We start from the raw sequence: 20,614 nt of genomic DNA on the forward strand, positions 1-20,614 counted from the left end.
GGGCACTGTGGATCAGCTGTATGAGGCGCGCGCCGCTTGACCTGCGGTGGTGCCGGTGGCAGCGCGGCCCAGATAGGCCTCCTGCACGAGAGGGTTCTGCAGGAGATCCCCGGCGCTACCGGACAGGACGATCTCGCCGGTGCGCAGCACGTATCCGCGGTGCGCGATCGACAGCGCCAGCTCGGCGTTCTGCTCGACCATCAGCACTGCCACACCCAGCTCGCGGTTGATCTGCTCGATCGCATCCAGCACGCGCTCGACGAACAACGGTGACAGCCCCATGGTGGGTTCATCCATGCAGATCAGCCGCGGCTTGCTCATCAGCGCGCGGGCGAAGGCCAGCATCTGCTGCTCGCCGCCACTGAATGTGCCGGCCGCCTGGCCGCGGCGTTCTGCCAGCCGCGGGAACAGGTCGTACATCTCCCGCAGCGAGGCGCGCACCGCCGCGCGTGACCGCCGGGTGAACGCACCCGTCAGAAGGTTCTCCTCAACCGTCATCTGAGGGAACACTCGGCGCGCTTCGGGAACGCTGCCGATTCCGAGCCGCACACGGCGCGACGTGCGCAGCGCGGTGATGTCACGGCCATCGAACGTGATCGTGCCGGTACGCGGGCGGACCAGCCCCAGGATGGCCTTCATGGTCGTCGACTTGCCCGACGCGTTGCCCCCCAGAAGCGAGACGATCTCGCCGGCGCCGACCGTGATGCTCTCACCGGCCAGTGCCTGCGCAGAGCCATAGAACACCTCGAGATCACGCACATCCAGCAGCACATCGCTCATTGCGCGCCTCCGGCCGCCGCGGCCACGGCATCCGTCGCAGCGGCATCAGCACCGACGTCGGAGGCGACGCCTGCCGTGCCGGTACGTCGGCGGGTGCGACCGGCGCCGAGGTAGGCCTGGACCACGCGCGGGTCGTTCTGCACGTCGGCGGGGCCACCGGCGGCGATGAGGTGTCCCGAGTCGAACACCAGAACCCGATCGCTGAGGGCCATCACCAGATCGATCTTGTGCTCGATGAGCACGATGGTCTGCCCCTGGCTCTTCAATTGCTGGAGCTGTTCGATGACCTCGGCGGTCTCCGTGGGGTTCATGCCCGCGGTCGGCTCATCCAGCAGCAAGAGCCGTGGATGCTGCACGAGCGTACGGGCGATCTCGGTGCGCCGACGGTTCGCATACGACAGCGTGTATGCGGCGTCCTGCGCGCGGGGGGTGAGCCTGCCGCCGAACCGGCCGATCTGCGCATCGGCCTCGGAGTCGATCTCGCGCAGCGCGCGTCGTACGCCGCGAGAAGGAACCAGCGCCAGCCCCAGTTCGGCCAGCAGCGACACCCACCGCAGCACCGGAAGATCGATCAGCCGACGTGCCGGCCGCAGCGCGCGCTGGCGGGCATATGCGCCCACGAAGACGTTCTCTCGCACCGACAGCGCGGGGAACACCCGCCCGTTCTGGAAGGTGCGCGCCACACCACGGGCGTTGATGGCCTCTTGACTGGCGTGGGTGATGTCTTCGTCGTCCAGCACCACACTGCCGGCATCCGGCCGCAGCACCCCGGTGAGCAGATTCATCGTCGTCGACTTGCCCGACCCGTTGGGGCCGATGATGCTCACGGTCTCGCCGGGGGCGACATCGAACGAGACGCCGTGAACCGCGCGCACACCGCTGAAGCTGCGGGACAGGCCACGCACCCGCAGCAGCGACGCGCCACCGATGAGCGCACCCGCCGGGGCAACCGACCCGACGTCGTCTGTCTCAGCGGCATCCGACACGATGGCCTCCTCCACGGCGCTCATGCCTTCCTCGCCCACAGCCCGCGTGGGCGGAACAGCACCAGCGCGAGCATGACGGCGCCATAGAACAACAGCCGGCCGGCATCGGTGATTCGCAGCAGCTCGGGCGCGGCGATCAGCACCGCCGCCCCCAGCACCGCACCGAACGGACTGCGCATGCCGCCCAGCACGATCACCGTGAGGGCGAGGATCGAGATGTCGGGGGTGAAGATCGTCGGGTCGATGTACGTATATTGCGTGGCGAGCAAGCCTCCGGCGATGCCGGCGATGAATGCCCCGACCGCGAACGCCAGAGACTTGTAGTGACTGGGGTGCAGGCCGGTGGCGCGCAGAGCGACCTGGTCATTGCCGACGGCATGCCAGATGGTGCCCAGGTGTGAGCGCTGCAGCAGCGCGACCACGACGAGCACGATGCCCAGGATGACGGCATCCAGCACATAGAGCGCCTGCGGCGTGGCGAACGAGATGCCGAACAGCTCCGGTCGCGGGATGCCGAGAACACCGCGCGGGCCGCGGGTGAGCCATCCCAGATTCAGGATCACGGCGACGGTGACCAGTCCGATGCCCAATGTCTGCATGGAGATGTAGTGGCCCGACAGCTTCCAGCTCGGGGCCATGATGACGGTGCTGAGCACGGCGGCGATCCCCGCACCCGCCAGCAGCGCCGGCAGGAACTGCCAATGCTGCGTGGTCGTCAGCAGCGCCACCCCGTACGCTCCGATGGCCATGGGACCCACTTGGCCCAGCACGACCTGGCCGGCCAGCCCCGACACCAGCACCAGTGACAGCCCCAAGATCGCGTAGATGATCACCTGAGTGCCGACGGTGAGCCAGTACGCGTTCAGCACGAACGGGAGCACGCCGATGGCGGCGACGCTCAGCACGGCCACCTGCCACCATTTCAGCCGTATCGGTCTGCCCCCGCCGAGGAAGGTCCCGGTGAGCGGTTCGACCGACAGCGCCGTGGTGCGCTTGGTCGCGATCACCCCCTGCGGTCGGAACCAGAGCGTGAGCACCAGCACCCCGAAGATGATGAGGTTGGAGGCTCCGGCGCCGATCCAGGTCACCCCGAACGCCTCGACGACGCCCAGCAGCACCCCGCCGACGACCGCACCGGCCAGACTTCCCAGCCCGCCCAAGGTCGCCGCGGTGAAGCCGGTGAGCATTGCCTGCAGGCCTGCCATGGGCGTGGTGACGGTGTTGTACATGCCCACCAGAACCCCGCCGACCCCGCCGACTGCCGAGGCGACCGCGAACACGATCACCTCGGTGCGCACGACGGGGATGCCCATCATGACGGCCGCCTCGCGGTCCTGCGCGGTGGCGCGCACGGCGCGGCCGTACTTCGTCAGACGGAGGAACCCGGCGACCGCCGCCATTGCCGCCACGCACACGGCGAGGATGACGACGTCCAGCGTGCCGAACGTGAACCCGGCAATGTGCAGGTTGGCGGTCGGCAGCAGGTCAGGGTAGCTGCGCGTGTCAGGGCCGAAGACCAGCTGCGAGATGTTGTCGAGCAGGATCGAGACGGCGAAGGTGGCCAGCAGAGCGGCGATGTGCGGCGATTTGTGCAGCGGCCGCACGGCCACCATGTGAATCACGATGCCCACGACGGCCGTCGCGCACGCCACCCCGATCAGCGCCGACCACAGCGGCCAACCCAGCAGACCCGTGAACACCCATCCCAACATTCCGCCGATGGCATACACCGAGCCATGCGCGAAGTTGATGATGTTCGCGACACCGAAGATCAGCGAGATCCCGAGTGCGATCAGCGCGTAGGTGCCGCCGTGGATGACGCCGGCCAGCAGGGTGTCCAGCATCCGCTCACTCGACCCGGGTCAGGGCGCCGTCCTTGACGACCAACGTGATCATCGGGATGGCAGGGGGCCGGCGGTCCGCACCGAAGGCGAAGTCGCCGAAGCGCACGCTGGGCAGCTTCTTGTCGGCTTTCAAACCCTTCAGCACGCCCGCACGGGTCGCGCCGCCCTGATTCGCGGCGGCCACCAGTTCGGTGACGGCGTCGTAGGCTCCGGCCTCGAACTGGTTGGGCAGGTCGCCGTCATACTTCTTCTGGAAGGCCTCGACGAACGTCTTCACTGCGGGGACGTCGGACTCGGGCCACCATGCGTCGGTCGTGTAGACACCCTCCGAGTCGTCGCCGGTCAGGTCGATGGCGGTCTTGGAGAACTGCGAGGCGAACACCGGCACGTCCCACCCGATCTGGCGGGCCTGCTTGATGATGGCGGACTCGTCGGGGTCGTACCCGATGATGTACAGCAGGTCGGGGTCGGAGGCCTTCACGTTCTGCAGCACCGACCGGAAGTCCGTGCTCGTGGGCAGATACGACGAGGTGGCGGTGAGTGTCGCGCCCTTGGCCGTGGCCTGCTTCTTGAAGATGCCGAAAGTCGTGGTACCCCAGTCGGTGTTCTGGTAGAGCACGGCGATCTTGTCCGAGACCTTCACTGCCGCGTCTGCCTGAGCGGCCGCGGTGACGGACTGGCTCAGCTCGGGGGCGAAGGCGACCGTGCCGCCCTTGGTGAAGTCCGGCGACGAGCTGGTCGCCGCGTACTGCACGAGCCCGTTCGACTGATAGATCGGGGTGGCGGCCATCGAGGCAGGCGAGGAGAAGTCACCGATCTCTGCGATGACGCTGGAGTCGGAGACGATCTTCTGGGCCACGGTGACCGACTGCTTCGGGTCGGACTGCGAGTCGTACCATGCCAGCTTCACGTCGCGGCCGTCGATGCCTCCGGCGGCGTTCACCTCGTCGAGGGCAACGGCGAACCCGCGCTTCCAGAACCCGCCGTACTCGGCGTTGATGCCGGTGACCGGACCTGACACGGCGAACGTGATGGGCCCATCGCCGGGGGCGGCTGCCGCTGTTCCTGCACAGCCGGCCATCAGCATCCCGGCGGTCGCAAGGATGGCGACGGCGGCGTATCGACGGGGGCGGGAGGGCATAGCGGAACCTCGGAATCGATCAGTGGTTGACAGGTGAGTGGTCGCCGCCGATGTTAGCCAGATCGGCGGCGGGCCACATTCGGACTGTCACACGGCGTACCAATCCGACTCAGAGCGTCACATTTCCGCCTGGTCGGGCATCAACAGGCGCGGAATCGGGTTGGCTGTCTGTGTGGTTGCCAGGATCGCGTTGGTCGGAGTCGGGCCGCGTGGTGTGGCAGTCGCGGCTCGCCTCGTGGCCGACCGTGAGACGCTCGCACCCGGTCTGGCGCTGGTCGTCCATCTCATCGACGGTGTCGCCGTCGGGCCCGGGCGCACATGGCGTACCGACCAATCGCCGCATCTGCTGAACAACACGTACTGCGCCGAGACGACCGTCTTCGCCGACGAGACCGTGCCCACGACGGGTCCGGCCGACGCCGGTCCGAGCCTCGCCGTCTGGGCGGCGCACGTGGCCGCCCACCCGGCCGCCTTCGATGACAGTCTCGTACGCGAGGCATCCGACGCCCGCCCGTGGTCATTCCCCTCCCGCCGTCTGCAGGGCGCGTACTACCGGTGGGCGCTGGACGAAGTGATCGCGCATGCGCCGGCCGAGGTGACGTTCGTGGAGCATGTCGGCACGGTCGTCGCCCTCGACGATGACGTCGACGGCGCGCAGCGTCTGACCTTGGCCGACGGCGCCACGATCACCGCCGATGCGGTCGTCCTCGCACAGGGGCTGCTGACCTCGGATGCCGGTTCCGAAGCTCTGTCGCTGGCAGCGCAGGCATCGGCGCAGGCGGTGACATATATCGCTCCCGGCATGCCTGCCGAGCGCGATTGGGCCGGCCTCCCCGCCGGCGAGCGCGTCATCATGCGCGGGCTCGGTGCGAACTTCTTCGACCTGATCGGGGTACTGTTCGAGGGCCGCGGTGGGCGGTTCGTGCGCCGGCCGGACGGCCGTCTGAGATACCTTCCCTCAGGTCGGGAGCCGCTGGTGTCGGCCGGCTCTCGACGCGGGCTGCCCTATCGCGGCAAGGCGTATTATCCCGATGGGCTGCCGGCCCCGGTCGAACTGGCACGGTTCTCGGCCGTGCGCGAGCATGACCTGCTGCGCGCGCACGCCGGAAGGGCCGACGTCGACGCCGGCGAAGAGTTGCTGGCCGACATCCATGCCGACTTCCGCGACCTGTTCGAGGCGGCGGCATCCACCCGTGGCCGAGGCGAACACTTCGATTGGCGGGCGATCGTCTTCCCCACCGATGGACGCACGTTCGCCGACGAGGCCTCTTGGGAACGGTTTCTGGACGACTACTTCGCCGCCGAGCTCGACCGCATCGGCAACCCTGACCTGAATCCGCACAAGATTGTGCATCGCGCGATGGAGACCGCACGGCGGCGGCTCGCCCGGCTCGTGCTGGCACAGGTGATCGACCCGGTCTCGGTGGTGCGCGACCTGCAGCAGACCTTGCTGCCCGAGGGGCTGGTGCTGGCCAGCGGCCCGCCGCCAGAACGCGTGGAGCGGCTGATCGCGCTGCGCGAGTCGGGTCTTGTCGAGATCCTCGGTCCCGGCATCGCCGTCGAGATCGGCGGCGGCGAGGTGGTCGCGACCACGACGATCCCCGGTCAGCGACGGCACGGGAGTGTGTTGGCCGAGGCGCGGATGACGCTGGGGAACCTGCGCACCTGCGACGACCCGCTGATCAGGCATCTGGTCGGCGGCGGGCAGGCGCGGTTCCACCGGGTGCACGCCGGCGACGCAGCGCTGGAGACCAACACGCTGGATGTGACCGCCGACGGATTCCTCATGGTGGATGCGGCAGGCCGGCCGCACCCGAAGCGTGTCGTGCTGGGGCCGCCCGCCGGCGACGTGCAGTTCTATTCGGCCATCGGCGCAGTGCCGCACACCGGCGACAAGATGCTCGCCGGTGCCGACCTGGCCGCGAGCCATGTTCTCAGAGTGGTCGCTGACCGCGCCTGCACCACCCCGCGCACCCCGCCCGCACGGCTCCGCGAATCACGCACCGCCCGGGTCTAGGCTCGGCCCATGACGATCGACCTCGACGCGCTGTACGTCGACCTGCACCGGCATCCGGAGCTGTCGTACCAAGAGACGCGCACCGCCGGCATCGCCGCCGAGCATCTGCGCGGTCTCGGCCTCGACGTCGAAGTGGGCGTGGGGCAGACCGGGGTCGTCGGCGTGCTGCGCAACGGTGACGGTCCGGTCGTGTGGCTGCGCGCCGACATGGACGCGCTGCCGGTCGAAGAGCAGACCGGACTCGCCTACGCGAGCACCGAGACCGCCGTCGACCCCGCCGGCAACACCGTGCCGGTCATGCACGCTTGCGGGCACGACATGCACGTGACCGCGATGATCGGCGCCGTCGAGCAGCTCATGGTCACGCGCAGCGAGTGGTCGGGCACCGTGGTCGTGCTGATGCAGCCGGCCGAGGAGTACGGGTCCGGTGCCCGGTCGATGCTCGACACGGGTCTGCTCGCGCGCTACCCGAAGCCCGACATCGTGCTCGGTCAGCACGTCGCGCCGCTGCCGGCGGGCATGGTCGGCCTGCGGGCGGGCACGCAGATGGCGGGCGCCGACGGCCTGACCATCACGCTGCATGGCCGCGGCGGTCACGGGTCCCGGCCCGAATCGACGGTCGACCCGGTCGTGATGGCGGCATCCACGATCATGCGACTGCAGACGATCGTCTCGCGCGAGGTCGACCCGCAGAAGGTCGCCGTGGTCACGGTGGGGTCGGTCCACGCCGGCCTGAAGAACAACATCATCGCCGACAAGGCCGTTCTCGAGCTCAGCCTGCGCTACACCGACGACGAGATGCGCGAGCACGTGCTTGCAGGCGTCGATCGGATCGTGCGCGCCGAGGCCGCGGCATCCGGCGCCGAGCGCGAGCCCGAATTCCACACCGACCACACGCTGCCCCCGACGATCAACGACGCCGACGCCACCTCGCGCGTCACCGCTGCTCTGCAGCGGGCTCTGGGCGAACAGAACGTCGTGGACTCCGGCATGGTCACCGGCAGCGAAGACGTGTCATGGTTCGCCCGCGACGCCGGCGCGCCGCTCGTGTTCTGGTTCTGGGGCGGGGCGGATGCCGCAGCCTACGCCGCCGCTGTGCACAACGGCACCGTCGAGGCCGACATCCCGACAAACCACTCTCCCTTCTTCGCTCCGCTGATCCATCCGACCATCGACGTCGGCGTCACCGCGCTGGTCGCCGCCGCCCGGGAGTTCCTCGACTGACGCGGGCGCGCCGCACTCGCCGTCGCGCCGGTGGCACATAATCGGAGCATGGCCCCCGCGCGCAGCACGAACCAGCCGAGCATTCGAGATGTCGCCCTGCGCGCCGGCGTCTCGCACATGACCGTCTCGCGTGTGCTGAACGATTCCGACAACGTCAGCGCGGCCACACGCGACCGAGTGCAGACCGCGATCACCGAGCTGGACTTCCGCCCCAGCCGCACGGCGCGTGCGCTCGCGCGCGGCCACACGCAGGTGCTCGGCGTGCTCGACGCGACCGGCGGCCTGCTGTACGGGCCGAGCAGCACGATCAACGCGATCGAACTGGCGGGGCGCACGGTCGGCTACTCCGTGACCATCGCCGGCGTCGACCCGAGCGATGCCGACAGCGTGCACGAAGCGCTCGCCCATCTGCTCAGTCAGGATGCCGCGGGCCTGATCATCATCGGCCCCAGTGCGCAGATCCGGCAGGCCGTGGCCGAAGCGCGGCCCGGTGTGCCGGTCGTGACGATGCACGGCTCGGGAGAGACGGCAGCGTTCACCGAGCACGCCGACGCAGCCGCGGCAGCCGCACACCACCTGCTCGGCCTCGGCCACACGCGCATCGCGGTCATCACCGGGCCCCTCGATTGGTCCGAAGCCGTCGCACGCCACGAAGGGTTCGCCCGGGCGCTCGCCGACGCCGGGCTCGAACCCATCGACGTGCAGTCCACCGACTGGAGCGCGGCATCCGGCTACGACGCCGGGCTGAGGCTTCTGGACGGCGACCCGTTCACAGCGGTCTTCTGCGCGAACGACCAGATCGCGCTGGGCTTTCTGCACGCGGCGCACGAGCACGGCGTGCGCGTTCCCGACGACATCAGCGTCGTCGGCTTCGACGACACCCCCGAGAGCGCGCACTACACGCCGCCGCTGACCACCCTCCGCCAGGACTTCGCCGAGGCCGGCCGTCGCGCGGTCGCGCTCGTGCTCGCAACACTGGCCGGAGACGACGCACCCGGCGCGCATCCTCCGATCGCACCGCAGCTCGTGGTGCGCGCCTCGACGGCACACGCACCGCACCACTGAGGGTCAGGACCCGACAGCCGTCGAAAACGGCCCGGTCTTGACATCGCCCGACACGCGTCGTAGTGTCGTCGCCAGCCAATGTTACCGGTAACGTGCTGCCACCCGCAGTCGCCGGTGACCGGCCCGTGACACAGGACGATGCGGTTCTCATACCCGGCATCGACGCCCTCCCCGGACGCCCACCGACAAGAACGGCCTCGCCACGCCGTCACGTGATCTCTCGCAGGTGCATCATCCGTCCCAAGTCTGTGTGAAAGAGGCTGAACCATGTCGTTCCGCACCAAGAAGCTGGCCGCCGTCGTCGCCGTCGGCGCCGCTATCGCCCTGAGCATCTCCGCATGCAGCGGGGGTGGTCGCGGCGGCACCGCCGCCGACGACTCCAACAGCGCCACCGTCAACAAGGGCGCACTGGTGGGGATCGCGATGCCCACCAAGGTCGACCAGCGCTGGATCCAGGACGGCAACAACGTCCAGAAATACCTGCAGGATGCCGGTTACAAGACCGACCTCGAGTACGCGAACAACGACATCCCCACTCAGGGGCAGCAGATCGAATCGATGATCACCAAGGGTGCCAAGGTCCTCGTGATCGCCTCGATCGACGGCGGGGCCCTCGGCCAGCAGCTCGATGACGCGAAGGCGGCCGGCGTCAAGGTCATCTCGTACGACCGGCTGCTCACCGGCGACGCCAACGTCGACTACTACGCGACGTTCGACAACTTCAAGGTCGGCGTGCTGCAGGCCGACTCCCTGCTGACCGGCCTCGGCTACCTCGACGACAGCGGCGCCAAGACCGGCAAGACCGGCCCCTGGCACATCGAGATCTTCGCCGGCAGCCCTGACGACAACAACGCCACGTTCTTCTACAACGGCGCGATGAGCGTGCTCAAGCCTCTCATCGACGCCGGCACGCTGGTGGTCACCAGCGGCCAGACCGCGTTCAACCAGACCGCGATCCAGGGCTGGGACCCGGCCACCGCCAAGAAGCGCATGGACGACCTGCTCGCCAAGAGCTACTCGACCGGCGCCACCAAGCTCAACGGCATCCTCTCGCCCTATGACGGCCTGTCGGACGGCATCATCGCGGCTCTGGAGAGCGGCGGCTACAAAGTGGGCTCGACCGACTGGCCGATCATCACCGGACAGGATGCCGAGGTCGCCAGCGTCAAGCAGCTCATCGCGGGCTCGCAGTACTCCACGATCTTCAAGGACACCCGGCTGCTGGCCAAGCAGGCCGTCGCGATGACCGAGGCCCTGCTGCAGAACAAGAAGCCCGAGGTCAACGACACCAAGAGCTACGACAACGGCAAGAAGGTCGTGCCGACCTACCTGCTGCCCCCGGTCGTGGTCACCGTGGACAACTACCAGAAGGAACTCATCGACAGCGGCTACTACACCGCCGCCGACCTCAAGTAAGACCATGATTCGGGATGCCGCGGCCCGGGCGGCTGCGGCATCCCGAATCTCATCGCAAGGAGGCGACATGGATCACACACCCATCCTCGAGATGCGATCCATCACCAAGGAGTTCCCCGGGGTCAAGGCTCTCTCCGACGTCACCCTCTCGGTGCGGCGGGGCGAAGTGCATGCGATCTGCGGCGAGAACGGCGCGGGCAAGTCCACGCTGATGAACATCCTGTCGGGGGTCTACCCGCACGGCACGTATGAGGGCGACATCGTCTACGGCGGGCAGGTCTGCCAGTTCGGCGGCATCTCGGACTCCGAGAAGGTCGGGATCGTCATCATCCACCAGGAGCTGGCCCTCAGCCCCTACCTGAGCATCGCCGAGAACATCTTCATCGGCAACGAGCGCGCAAGCGCCGGCTGGATCGACTGGGGCAAGACCGAGACCCTCGCCCGCGAGTACCTCGACCGGGTCGGGATGGCCGACAACCCCGGAACGAAGGTCGCCGAACTCGGCGTCGGCAAGCAGCAGCTCGTCGAGATCGCGAAGGCGCTGTCGAAGAAGGTCGAACTGCTCATCCTCGATGAGCCGACCGCGGCCCTCAACGACGACGATTCGGCCCGGCTGCTCGACTTGATCCTCGAGCTGAAGGGGCAAGGGGTCACCAGCATCCTGATCTCGCACAAGCTCAACGAGATCAAGAAGGTCGCCGACACCGTCACGATCATCCGCGACGGGCAGACCATCGAGACGCTGGATGCCTCCAGCCCCGAGGTGAACGAAGACCGCATCATCAAGGGGATGGTCGGGCGCGATCTCACACACCGCTTCCCGGCGCACACGCCCACGATCGGAGACGAGCTGATGCGCGTCGAAGACTGGACCGTGCACCACCCCTCCGATCGCACCCGCAAGGTCGTCGACGCGGCACACCTGTCGGTGCGTGCCGGTGAGATCGTCGGCATCGCAGGCCTCATGGGCGCCGGGCGCACCGAGCTTGCGATGAGCGTGTTCGGTCACAGCTGGGGCGTCGACATCTCGGGCAGCGTGTTCATGCGCGGCAAGCAGGTCAACACGCGCACCGTGCCCGCCGCGATCCGCGCGGGCATCGCCTACGCCACCGAGGACCGCAAGACCTACGGCCTGAATCTCATCGAAGACATCGCACGCAACGTCTCGGCGGCGGCACTGGGCAAGCTCAGCAAGTACGGATGGGTCGATGGCAACCGCGAACACGTCGTGGCCGAGCAGTACCGCAACGAGATGAACATCAAGGCACCGTCGGTGTCGACCCTGGCCGGCAAGCTCTCGGGCGGCAACCAGCAGAAAGTCGTGCTGTCGAAATGGATGTTCGCCGACCCCGACGTGCTCATCCTCGACGAGCCCACGCGCGGCATCGACGTCGGAGCCAAGTACGAGATCTACACGATCATCAACCAGCTCGCCGATGAGGGCAAGGGCATCATCGTGATCTCCTCCGAGCTGCCCGAGCTGATCGGACTGTGCGATCGCATCTACACGCTCTCCGAGGGCGTCATCACCGCCGAGGTGCCGCGGGCCGAGGCATCCCCCGAACGACTCATGCAGAGCATGACCAAGATCCGAGAAGAGGACCACCTATGAGCACGACCCGGGTCGCCCCGCCCGCACCACCGGCATCCCGCCCCACGGGCCCAGGGATCATCGCCAGCACCGTCACCTACATGAGCGGGCAGCTGCGTCAGATCGGCCTGTTCATCGCGCTGATCGTGATCGTGCTGTTCTTCCAGATCGTCACGCAGGGCATCACGCTGAGCCCGCGCAACGTGTCGAACCTCATCGTGCAGAACAGCTACATCCTGATCCTCGCGATCGGCATGGTGATGGTGATCATCGCCGGCCACATCGACCTGTCGGTCGGTTCGGTGGTCGCCGTCATCGGCGCTCTGGCCGGCGTGCTCAACAACAAGATGGGCATGTCGTGGTGGATGACGGTGCTGCTGTGTCTGCTTGCCGGGGCGGTGATCGGCGCATGGCAGGGATTCTGGATCGCCTACTTCCACATCGAATCATTCATCGTGACGCTCGGCGGCATGCTGCTGTTCCGCGGACTCGCGCAGATCCTGCTGCGCAACACGCAGATCTCGCCGTTCGATGACGGCTTCCGCGCGATCGGATCGGGCTTCCTGCCGGACCTGGGCGGCGGCACGTCCTACCTCGAACCATTGACGATGATCATCGGCGTCGGCTCGGTGCTCGCCATGATCGGCATGAGCGTGCGCTCGCGTCGTGCTCGGGCCAAGAACGGCCTCACGCTCGAGCCGATCGGCTGGTTCACGCTGAAGACCGTGTTCATGTCGGTGCTGATCCTGGGCATCGCATGGCTGCTGGCCAGCTATCGCGGCACCCCGGTCGTGCTGATCATCCTGGGCGTGCTGGTGGTGGCCTACTCGGCCGTCATGGCCAACAGCGTGTTCGGCAGGCACACCTACGCGATCGGCGGCAACAAGCGCGCAGCCCAGCTCAGCGGTGTGAAGACCGACCGGGTGAGCTTCTTGCTGTTCGTGAACATCGGCGTGCTCTCGGCGCTGGCCGGGCTCGTGTTCACCGCGCAGCTGAACCTCGCGGGCCCCAGCGCCGGCAACGGATTCGAGCTCGACGCGATCGCCGCCGTGTTCATCGGTGGAGCGGCCGTCAGCGGCGGCATCGGAACGATCGGCGGCGCCATCATCGGCGGCCTGATCATCGGGGTGCTCAACAACGGCATGACGATCATGGGCGTGGGCACCGAATGGCAGGAGTTCATCAAGGGCCTGGTGCTGCTGGCCGCCGTCGCGTTCGACGTGATCAACAAGCGGCGCGGCGAGCGCGCCCGCTGACGCCGGCACCGCCTCACCGCCGATATGACACGAATGGCCGGAATCTCTACGATGATTCCGGCCATTCGTGTCAGCTCACGGGCGCGAGGTCAGGCGGGCTCGATGACCACCAGAGTCCCGTAGAAGAAGGCGCCGTCGGTCTCGCCGTGCAGAGCGCTGATCGAGGTCGTCACCTTGTACTTGCCGGCCGTGGCTGCCACGCTGAGTCGGCCGTCCGGGGACTGCGTGTGCGCGCTCCACATGTCGTCGGGTGATCCTTCTGATGCCCCGCACCAGATGATGTTGTCGCCGGCCCACGGCACGTCGCTGACCGCAGCGAGTGCGGGCTGTCCATCGCCGGGCTTGAGCCCGAGCACCCAGCCGATCGAGGAGAAGTCGTTGACGTTGATCAGCTGCATCTGGGCCTGGTAGGCGACCTTGACCGTCGTCTTGTCCCCCCACGAGTCAGTGTTGTAATCCATCTTCGGGATGACGTTCTTCTCCTTGGGGTCCGGCATGACCGACGCCGTGCCGTGCTCCTGGGTGAGGGACCATGTGAAGTCCGTGTCGGTCATGTTCTCGATCAGCACGCTGTTGATCATCTTGTGGCCGAGGAAGCCGATGATCATCGGGATCGCCGCGAGCACTCCCAGCCCTGCCGCCTCGGCCCCCACAGCGCCCCAGTCCACAGCGAGGTATTCGGCGCCCTCCTCGGCGAGATCCCCGGCAATGGTCTCAGTTTCGCCGCTGGCCTCTGCCAGTGGGTCCTCGGCGACCTCCTCGGGATCGATGGCGGGATCCTCCACCTCGGCGTTCTCGCGGAACCGGGTGGAGAGCTTGTTGACCGCGGTCTTCAGATTCGCGTATACGGGCTGGATCAGGTCTTTGAACAGTTTGCTGCTGAGCACGATGCCGGCAGGCAGTCCGGTCAAGGTCAGCCCGAAGCTCAGGTTGCTGGACAGCGCCGTGGTCCGGTTGTGCGTCTGTATCGTTGCCAGCCCGGTGATCGGCGGAGTCTGCCCCTCCACGAACACATGGCCTTCACCACTGGCCGGGGCACGGTAGAACGCGCCCATCCGCACATCGAGGTTGCCGTTGGACGACATCACGATCGGGTTGCCCTGGGGGTCGGTGCCGTCCGCCCAGGCCTCCTGCCCGTCGTGGACGGTGTCTGTCAACCAGGTCCAGTAGTCGGCTGTCTGATTCATGGAGTCGAAGAACGCCTGGGTCTTCGCGCCGCCATCTTGGGCGGATCGGGTGGCCGAGTGGAACGCGTCATCGGCGATGTTGGGCGGAGTGCTTCCCGACGTGATCGGGGTCAGAGAGATCGAGACGGTGTTCGCCGGCGTGGGTTCGGACATGGTTCTTCCTTTGAGATGGAGTCAGCGCGGAGCGATGACGATGGACGAGCAGTAGAAGTAGGCGCCGTCCCGATCGCCCTGCAGGCGGTTCACGGTGACGGTCACGCTGTTCTCGCCCGCCGTGGCTGTCGTGGTCAGCGGCGTCTCGGGACCATCGGCGTGCGATTGCCAGATGTGTTCTGCCGAATCGGTGGATGCCCCGGCCCAGATGACGTTCTTGCCCGCCCACGGGATGTTCACCAACACGTTGGCCGTGGCTCCGCCCTCGGGCATGAGTTCCAGCACGCATCCGATGCTCGAGAGCCGGGTGGCGTTCACGTGCAGCAGCCGCAGCTGCGACGACACCGTCAACGAGGCCCCCGCGGCCAGCGGGTCGGGCAGCGTCCGCTGACCGGGGATCGGGGCATCCACCGGTGTGACCTCGCTCTCGCCGTGGACGGTGGTCAGCTTCCATCGCACGGGAGTGGAGGTCAGGTTGTCGACCACGAGCGAGTGTCGCATCGTATGGCCGAGGAACTCGATGAGCAGCGGGATCGCCATCAGCACTCCGACGCCGAGCGCTTCGCCGATCATGTCGCCCCACGTGACGACGGTGAACTCGAGCCCCCACTCCGCAAGCGCCGCGGCCAGGCCGATGGCCTTGGTTCCGGCGGTGAAGAGCGCCTTGGACGCCAGGGTCTCGGCATCCACATCCGGGGACTCCACCTGGCTGTTCTGCGCGAACGTGTCGGCCAGGGCGACCAGCGCATTCCCGGCGTTCTCGTACAGCGCGGGCAGAAGCGTGGTGAAGGCGTCGTCATCGATCGTCAGCGAACTGGGGTTGTTGTGCACGAGGATGCCGGCGGTCATGAGATGACTGACCCCGGTCCCCTTCACCTCCCGGGTCGTGATCGTGAGGATGCCTATGCGTTCAGGCTGCGCGCTGTCATGGGCCGGGACTGCCTGCACACGCAGGTCGATGTTGCCGTCGCCGGCCATCATGATCGGGCGTCCGGCGGGATCTTCGCCCGGGGAGAGCGTTATCGCACCCGACCCCAGGAGGTTCCAGAAGTTCGCGGTGCTGTTCAGCGAATCGAAATACGCCTGCGTGCCGTCGCCGCCGGCGCGGGTGGCCTTCACCGCCGCGCGGAACGAGTCATCCACGATCGCGGGGACGCCCGGATCCATGGGCGTCAACGACAGCGCCAGCGTGTTCGATGCAGTGGGTTGTGTCATGTCTCTGTCCTCCGCCGCGCGGCCACCGGCCGCGGGAGATCGATGATGCACCGGGTGGCAAGCGCCATCCCGGTACAGGGTGGGATGCTGCCGCGGCTCACGTGATCGTGAGCTGAATGGTGTCCTGATCGCCCCCGCGCCCGACGTTCACCTTGAGGTCGTCGTCGTTGGTGGTCTCGCCGTGGTACTGGTTCCACCGTTCACTGATGGCGAAGGTGCCCAACTCGGTCGTCTCCACGTTGACCTCGACGTCGAATCCGGATGCCTCGGTGCCGCACGTGTCCCCGCCTGTCGAACTGGCCTTGGCCTCCACATACTGACCCTTCGCGTTGGGCAATGTCTGCCCCGCCGCCACCGTCAGATTGTTGAAGTACGAGACGCGTGACCCCTCTGCCCCGTCGTCGTACATGCAGTGTTGGCCCTTGACGAAGAGCTTGACCGCCTCGCGCCGGTTGTTGGTGACAGAGACGAATGCTCCCTTGCCCATGGTGTTTCCCCTTATCTTCAGACCAGAGACGGTCGTCCCCAGGCACAGCGATGAAGCCCACGGCGCGTGCGCGGCGAGTGCGGTCAGATGCATCCGGCCGAACGCCGGTCAGGTGCGATCAGGCACGGTCAGGCGCGGTCAGGCGCCGCCGGCATCGGCGGCGTCGGGCGGTATCTCGGTGATGCGCAGCGCGCAGTGATATGAGTCGTGATGGCCCGACAGGGCATCGATGCCCATCTCGACGTGCAGATGCCGGGTGCCGTGTTCCACGGCCAGCGCCCCGTCGCTGCCGACGTTGTCGTACAGTCTCGCCCAGTTGCCGTCCGCGGGGACGGGACCGAGCCAGATGGCGTTGTCCAGCGCCCAGGGAACCGAGACCACCACGGCGATGTCTTCTCCCGACAGGCCTGCCGCGCTGAGGCGGATCGCATATCCGGTGCCGGCGAACCCGCTCGAGTTGGTCGAGAAGAAGTCGGCCTGGTAGGCAACGGGAACATCGGTGGTGTCCCCCCAGGCGTCGGTCGCCCGCCCCATCTTCGGGATCACCGGACTGGCAGGGCGCGCCGTCATGGCGCCGTTGTACGCGTGTTCCAGCGTCCACTCGACATCGGAATCGGTGTAGTTGGTCACTTCGAAATGCACCTGGAACTGCTTGGCGAGCAGCCCGATGAGCAACGGCACGATCATCAGCAGCCCCAATGCCGCCAGAGGCGGGGCGATCGCGGCGAGGTCCAGCGACAGTTCCGCCGCCACGAGCTCGTCCACGACGATCTCGCTGGTCTCCTCGGCGATGTCTTCTGCAACGTCTGCTGCGGCATCCGCCAGCGTGTCGGCGATGCCGTCGAGTTCGCCGACATCCGCCTCCAGCCAGGACTGGATGCTGCTCTGCAGGAACGTGCCCAACCTGCTCAGCAACGGGGTGAACAGCGCGTCCATCAGCGCATCGGTCACCGCCAGCCCTGCGGGGATCTCGGCGATCGAGATGCCGAACTGGATGTCCTTGGCGATCTGGAGGGGATCCACCGTGGACATCCGCACCGTCGCCAGGCCACGCACCGGGATGCCGTTGACGTCGCGCTCGCGCAATCCATCGTTGAGGGCGACCGTGATCTCGAGCTGAGTGGTCCCGTCGGAGGCGACCAACCGGCGCGATCCGCGTGGGCCGTCGGCGGTCGAGAACGCGGCCGTGCCGCTCTTCTTCAAATAGTCGGCGAATGCCGCGAAGACCAGCATCCGGCGCAGGTACGTGGCCGTACCACCGCCGCCTGAGACCGCGTTGTCGAGGAGGATCGTGAAGTCGTCACCGGCTTCGGTGGGGATGCCCGGCGCATCGACGGTGGGTTTCAGCGTGAAGGCCAGCGCCGGCGGCGGCGTGGCTGTGGGCGTGGCCGTGGCCGTGGCCGTGGCCGTGGCCGTGGCCGTGGGTCGATCATCGGTGATTTCGAATTCGGTGGATCTTGAGTTGCTGAACGACACCGCGACCGTGCTCCTTGGTTTCCCAGACGCCGGGAAGATGAGACGACTCTAATGCTGGAGCTGGCCGGTCCGCTGTCCCCTCTTCGGCGGACACAACCGTCGCCGCGTTCCTACTCGCCCCGACCTTGTCGAGTCGCGGGGCACGGGCGGCCCGGCCCGGCGCGCCGCGGCGCGCGCAGCGCTGAGATGACACGAATGGCCGGAATGATCGTGATCATTCCGGCCACTTCTGTCACCTCACGGACGCAGGCTCACGCCACGCGTCGAAACCGCGGCCCGCTGTACCCGTCACGCTCGACGTGCTCCGTGAACAGGTCGAGCGGCCGCACCCAGAACGCGTAGTCCCCGTAGAGCTGGCGGTAGTAGACGAACCACTCCTCGGTCTCGGAGTGCCGCGCGACGCCGACCACCTCATAGCGGTTTCCTTTGAAGTGCTCGTAGATCCCGGGCTCGACGCCCTGCACGGTGCTCACCCTCGCGATGCTACCGGCGGCCAGGCACCGGACCGCGCGGCACCGCGCGGCACCGCGCGGCCCGCACCCTCACCAGCCCAACTGACCGTCGTCCTCCCAGAACGCCCCGGTCGGCCCGTCCGTTCCGATCTCGGCCAGTCGCGCCACGACGACGGCGCTCTCAGCGGCGGGGCGGCCCGGGTGCTTCTCCGGGTCGCCGCCGCCGAGGCTCGAGGCGGTGATCCCGGGCTCGACGGCGTTGAATTTCACGCCGGGGTGCGCCTTGGCGTATTGCACGGTCAGCATCGAGACCGCCGCCTTGCTCGACCCGTATGCGATCGAGGGGTATCCGAATGCCGGTCGTGACGGCTCATGCGTCGCCCAGAACGACCCGAGTGCACTGGACACGTTGACCACCACCGGGTTCGCAGACCGCTCCAACAGCGGCAGTGCGGCTTCGGTCACGCGCACGATGCCGACGACGTTGGTGTCGAAGACCGACAGCACACTGGGTCCGTCCAGCGCTTCGCCACCGGCAGTCCATATCGCGATGCCCGCGTTGTTGATCAGCACGTCGAGCTCGTCGAGACCCGCGATGGCCGCAGCCACCGACGCGTCGTCGGTGACATCCAGCTGCACGAACTGTGCTCCGATCTCGGCTGCCGCGGCGCGACCGCGCGCGAGATCCCGTGCCCCGAGATAGACGGTGTGGCCGCGCTCGACGAGCAACCGTGCGGTGGCGTTGCCGAGGCCCTTGTTGGCTCCTGTGATGAGAATCGATGTCATGTCTTCATCGTGCGGCGGGCGCGGCATCCCAACCAGAACCCTGGTCATCATGGGAACAGCAGGGCCACCACAGATCGGGCCGCGCGTGTCAGGCTGTCACGGTGAGTGAATTCGGACGGATGCTGCGCCGACGGCGTGATCGCGTCGCGCCCGGCGAGGTGGGAATCGCGACAGGTCCGCGCCGACGGGCGGCGGGGCTGCGGCGCGAAGAACTCGCGCGGCTCGCCGGCATCTCGGTGGACTATCTGACCCGGCTCGAGCAGGGGCGGGCGACCTCGCCGTCGACACAGGTGGTCGAAGCGCTCGCGCGGGCGCTGCGGCTGTCGGATGCCGAGCGCGCACGCCTGTTCCTCGAAGCCGGGATGCCGGTGCCCGGCCCCGGAGTGGTGCCTACGCATGTCGCGCCCAGCGTGCAGCGGATGCTCGACCGCCTGGCCGGCACGCCGGTCGTCGTCTACGACGCGGCGTGGAATCTCGTCATGGCCAACGCTCCGTTCGACGCGCTGATGGGTGACACCGCGGCGCTCCACGGAAACGACCGCAACGCCGTGTGGCGCCACCTCGTCGGTGACGGATCGCGCGCGCGGCAGACGCCCGAAGAGCGCGCCGTGCAGGTCGCACAACTGGTCGCCGATCTGCGTCTGACCGCGGCGAAGTATCCCGACGACCACCAGCTGCGTCGGCTCATCGGCGACCTGCATCGTGCGAGCCCGGTCTTCGACGAGCTGTGGGCGACGGCGCCGGATGCCGCGACCGCGGATCAGTCCCGGCACAAGATCATCGACCATCCGCTGGTGGGGTCGATCGCGCTGGACTGCGACATCCTCGTGCTCTCCGCCGATGACCTGCGGGTCATGGTCTACACCGCCGAACCCGGGTCCGAGGGGGCGAAGCAGCTCGAGCTGGCCGTCGTCGTCGGGGCGCAGGAGCACCTGGGCCACACCTCGGGCGCGGCCTGAGCCCGCCCCCGAGCGGCGATCGCCCCGCGTCTACCGCCCGTCTTCGGCGGCGCCCAGCAGCATGCCCAGACCGATTCCCAGCATCCAACTGTCCTTGCTGACGGCGGTGCCGGCCTGACTCGGCCAGATGCTGCCGGGCTTGCGCAGCGCGGGCGTGCGCAGATACATGCCGACCAGCCCCGACGAGAACATCGTCAGCGCAGCACCGGCGACGACGGTGGGGATGAACGGCGCAAGCAGCAGCGACCCGACGGTGATCTCGCCGATCGCAAGCGACCGCACGAACTTCTCGGGCGGCAGGCTCTGCAGCGCCGGATATGCCGCGGCCGCTCCTCCGTGCAGACCGGCGGCCATCTCGGGCCCGGCCTTCAGCTTCGTGAAGCCGGAGTGCAGGATGTATGCGCCGGTCGCCAGCCTCGTGGGAACGTCGCGCAACCGTATGCCCATGCTCATCTCCTCGCTCGCGCCCGTTCGGGCGCACCGTTCAGCACGATACGCCGGGTGCGGGATGCCGGGGCCGGCGGTGCCGGGCGTGCCGCCGGCGTGCACAGCTGCGGGGATTGTGCCCGACACGCCGAG

The 20,614-nt window shown here is 67.7% G+C and carries 18 protein-coding genes; 7 read left to right on the plus strand and 11 right to left on the minus strand.

The annotated features are described in order from the left end of the window. Positions 1 to 12: 12 nt before the first annotated feature. From QU603_RS15170 to QU603_RS15185, 4 genes are read right to left on the minus strand one after another with little or no spacing between them, the layout of a single operon-like run. A complete protein-coding gene (locus QU603_RS15170) occupies positions 13 to 780 on the minus strand; it encodes an ABC transporter ATP-binding protein (protein ID WP_308492212.1) in 768 nt (255 codons plus the stop codon). Next, complete coding sequence (locus QU603_RS15175) at positions 777 to 1,790, minus strand: ABC transporter ATP-binding protein (protein WP_308492213.1); 1,014 nt, start codon at positions 1,788 to 1,790, stop codon at positions 777 to 779. The genes QU603_RS15170 and QU603_RS15175 overlap by 4 nt, the downstream gene beginning before the upstream one ends. Then, positions 1,787 to 3,610, minus strand: coding sequence for an ABC transporter permease (locus tag QU603_RS15180; RefSeq protein WP_308492214.1), 1,824 nt, complete (start codon positions 3,608 to 3,610; stop codon positions 1,787 to 1,789). Before QU603_RS15180 ends, QU603_RS15175 begins: the two co-directional genes overlap by 4 nt. Positions 3,611 to 3,614: 4 nt before the next feature. Next, positions 3,615 to 4,751 (minus strand): ABC transporter substrate-binding protein, encoded by a 1,137-nt coding sequence (locus QU603_RS15185; protein ID WP_308492216.1) that lies wholly within the window; start codon positions 4,749 to 4,751, stop codon positions 3,615 to 3,617. Positions 4,752 to 4,923: 172 nt separating this feature from the next. Between QU603_RS15185 and QU603_RS15190 the strand changes: the two genes are divergently transcribed. The 6 genes from QU603_RS15190 to mmsB all read left to right on the plus strand — a co-directional run bounded on the left by QU603_RS15190 (position 4,924) and on the right by mmsB (position 13,320). Beyond that, complete coding sequence (locus QU603_RS15190; protein WP_308492217.1) at positions 4,924 to 6,768, plus strand: FAD/NAD(P)-binding protein; 1,845 nt, start codon at positions 4,924 to 4,926, stop codon at positions 6,766 to 6,768. Between the two features lie 9 nt (positions 6,769 to 6,777). Further along, positions 6,778 to 7,992, plus strand: coding sequence for an amidohydrolase (locus QU603_RS15195; protein WP_308492219.1), 1,215 nt, complete (start codon positions 6,778 to 6,780; stop codon positions 7,990 to 7,992). Positions 7,993 to 8,040: 48 nt separating this feature from the next. Next, complete coding sequence (locus QU603_RS15200) at positions 8,041 to 9,057, plus strand: LacI family DNA-binding transcriptional regulator (RefSeq protein WP_308492220.1); 1,017 nt, start codon at positions 8,041 to 8,043, stop codon at positions 9,055 to 9,057. Positions 9,058 to 9,324: 267 nt separating this feature from the next. Continuing rightward, positions 9,325 to 10,473: a multiple monosaccharide ABC transporter substrate-binding protein gene (chvE, locus tag QU603_RS15205; protein WP_308492221.1), complete on the plus strand. Its 1,149-nt coding sequence runs from the start codon at positions 9,325 to 9,327 to the stop codon at positions 10,471 to 10,473. 67 nt (positions 10,474 to 10,540) lie between these two features. Further along, a complete protein-coding gene (gene mmsA / locus QU603_RS15210; protein WP_308492222.1) occupies positions 10,541 to 12,085 on the plus strand; it encodes a multiple monosaccharide ABC transporter ATP-binding protein in 1,545 nt (514 codons plus the stop codon). A gap of 80 nt (positions 12,086 to 12,165) precedes the next feature. After that, positions 12,166 to 13,320, plus strand: coding sequence for a multiple monosaccharide ABC transporter permease (gene mmsB / locus QU603_RS15215; RefSeq protein WP_308494044.1), 1,155 nt, complete (start codon positions 12,166 to 12,168; stop codon positions 13,318 to 13,320). An 89-nt stretch (positions 13,321 to 13,409) separates the two neighbouring features. Here the strand turns inward: mmsB and QU603_RS15220 are convergent, their stop codons facing one another. From QU603_RS15220 to QU603_RS15245, 6 genes are all read right to left on the minus strand, one after another. Next, entirely contained in the window at positions 13,410 to 14,660 is a 1,251-nt protein-coding gene (locus tag QU603_RS15220) for a hypothetical protein (RefSeq protein ID WP_308492223.1), read from the minus strand. A gap of 21 nt (positions 14,661 to 14,681) precedes the next feature. Next, on the minus strand, positions 14,682 to 15,875 hold the full coding sequence (locus QU603_RS15225) for a hypothetical protein (protein ID WP_308492224.1): 1,194 nt from the start codon (positions 15,873 to 15,875) through the stop codon (positions 14,682 to 14,684). Between the two features lie 97 nt (positions 15,876 to 15,972). After that, positions 15,973 to 16,362 (minus strand): hypothetical protein, encoded by a 390-nt coding sequence (locus tag QU603_RS15230; RefSeq protein WP_308492225.1) that lies wholly within the window; start codon positions 16,360 to 16,362, stop codon positions 15,973 to 15,975. 138 nt (positions 16,363 to 16,500) lie between these two features. Then, entirely contained in the window at positions 16,501 to 17,838 is a 1,338-nt protein-coding gene (locus tag QU603_RS15235) for a hypothetical protein (RefSeq protein ID WP_308492226.1), read from the minus strand. Positions 17,839 to 18,089: 251 nt separating this feature from the next. After that, positions 18,090 to 18,311: a DUF1653 domain-containing protein gene (locus QU603_RS15240; RefSeq protein WP_308492227.1), complete on the minus strand. Its 222-nt coding sequence runs from the start codon at positions 18,309 to 18,311 to the stop codon at positions 18,090 to 18,092. Between the two features lie 69 nt (positions 18,312 to 18,380). After that, complete coding sequence (locus QU603_RS15245; protein ID WP_308492228.1) at positions 18,381 to 19,076, minus strand: SDR family NAD(P)-dependent oxidoreductase; 696 nt, start codon at positions 19,074 to 19,076, stop codon at positions 18,381 to 18,383. Between the two features lie 101 nt (positions 19,077 to 19,177). On the opposite strand from QU603_RS15245, the gene QU603_RS15250 reads away from it, so the two are divergent. After that, positions 19,178 to 20,035, plus strand: coding sequence for a helix-turn-helix transcriptional regulator (locus tag QU603_RS15250; RefSeq protein WP_308492229.1), 858 nt, complete (start codon positions 19,178 to 19,180; stop codon positions 20,033 to 20,035). A 30-nt stretch (positions 20,036 to 20,065) separates the two neighbouring features. Here the strand turns inward: QU603_RS15250 and QU603_RS15255 are convergent, their stop codons facing one another. Then, complete coding sequence (locus tag QU603_RS15255; protein ID WP_308492230.1) at positions 20,066 to 20,482, minus strand: hypothetical protein; 417 nt, start codon at positions 20,480 to 20,482, stop codon at positions 20,066 to 20,068. Positions 20,483 to 20,614 lie beyond the last annotated feature (132 nt).

It is taken from the genome of Microbacterium terrisoli, from assembly GCF_030866805.1.
Taxonomy (GTDB): Bacteria; Actinomycetota; Actinomycetes; order Actinomycetales; family Microbacteriaceae; genus Microbacterium; species Microbacterium terrisoli.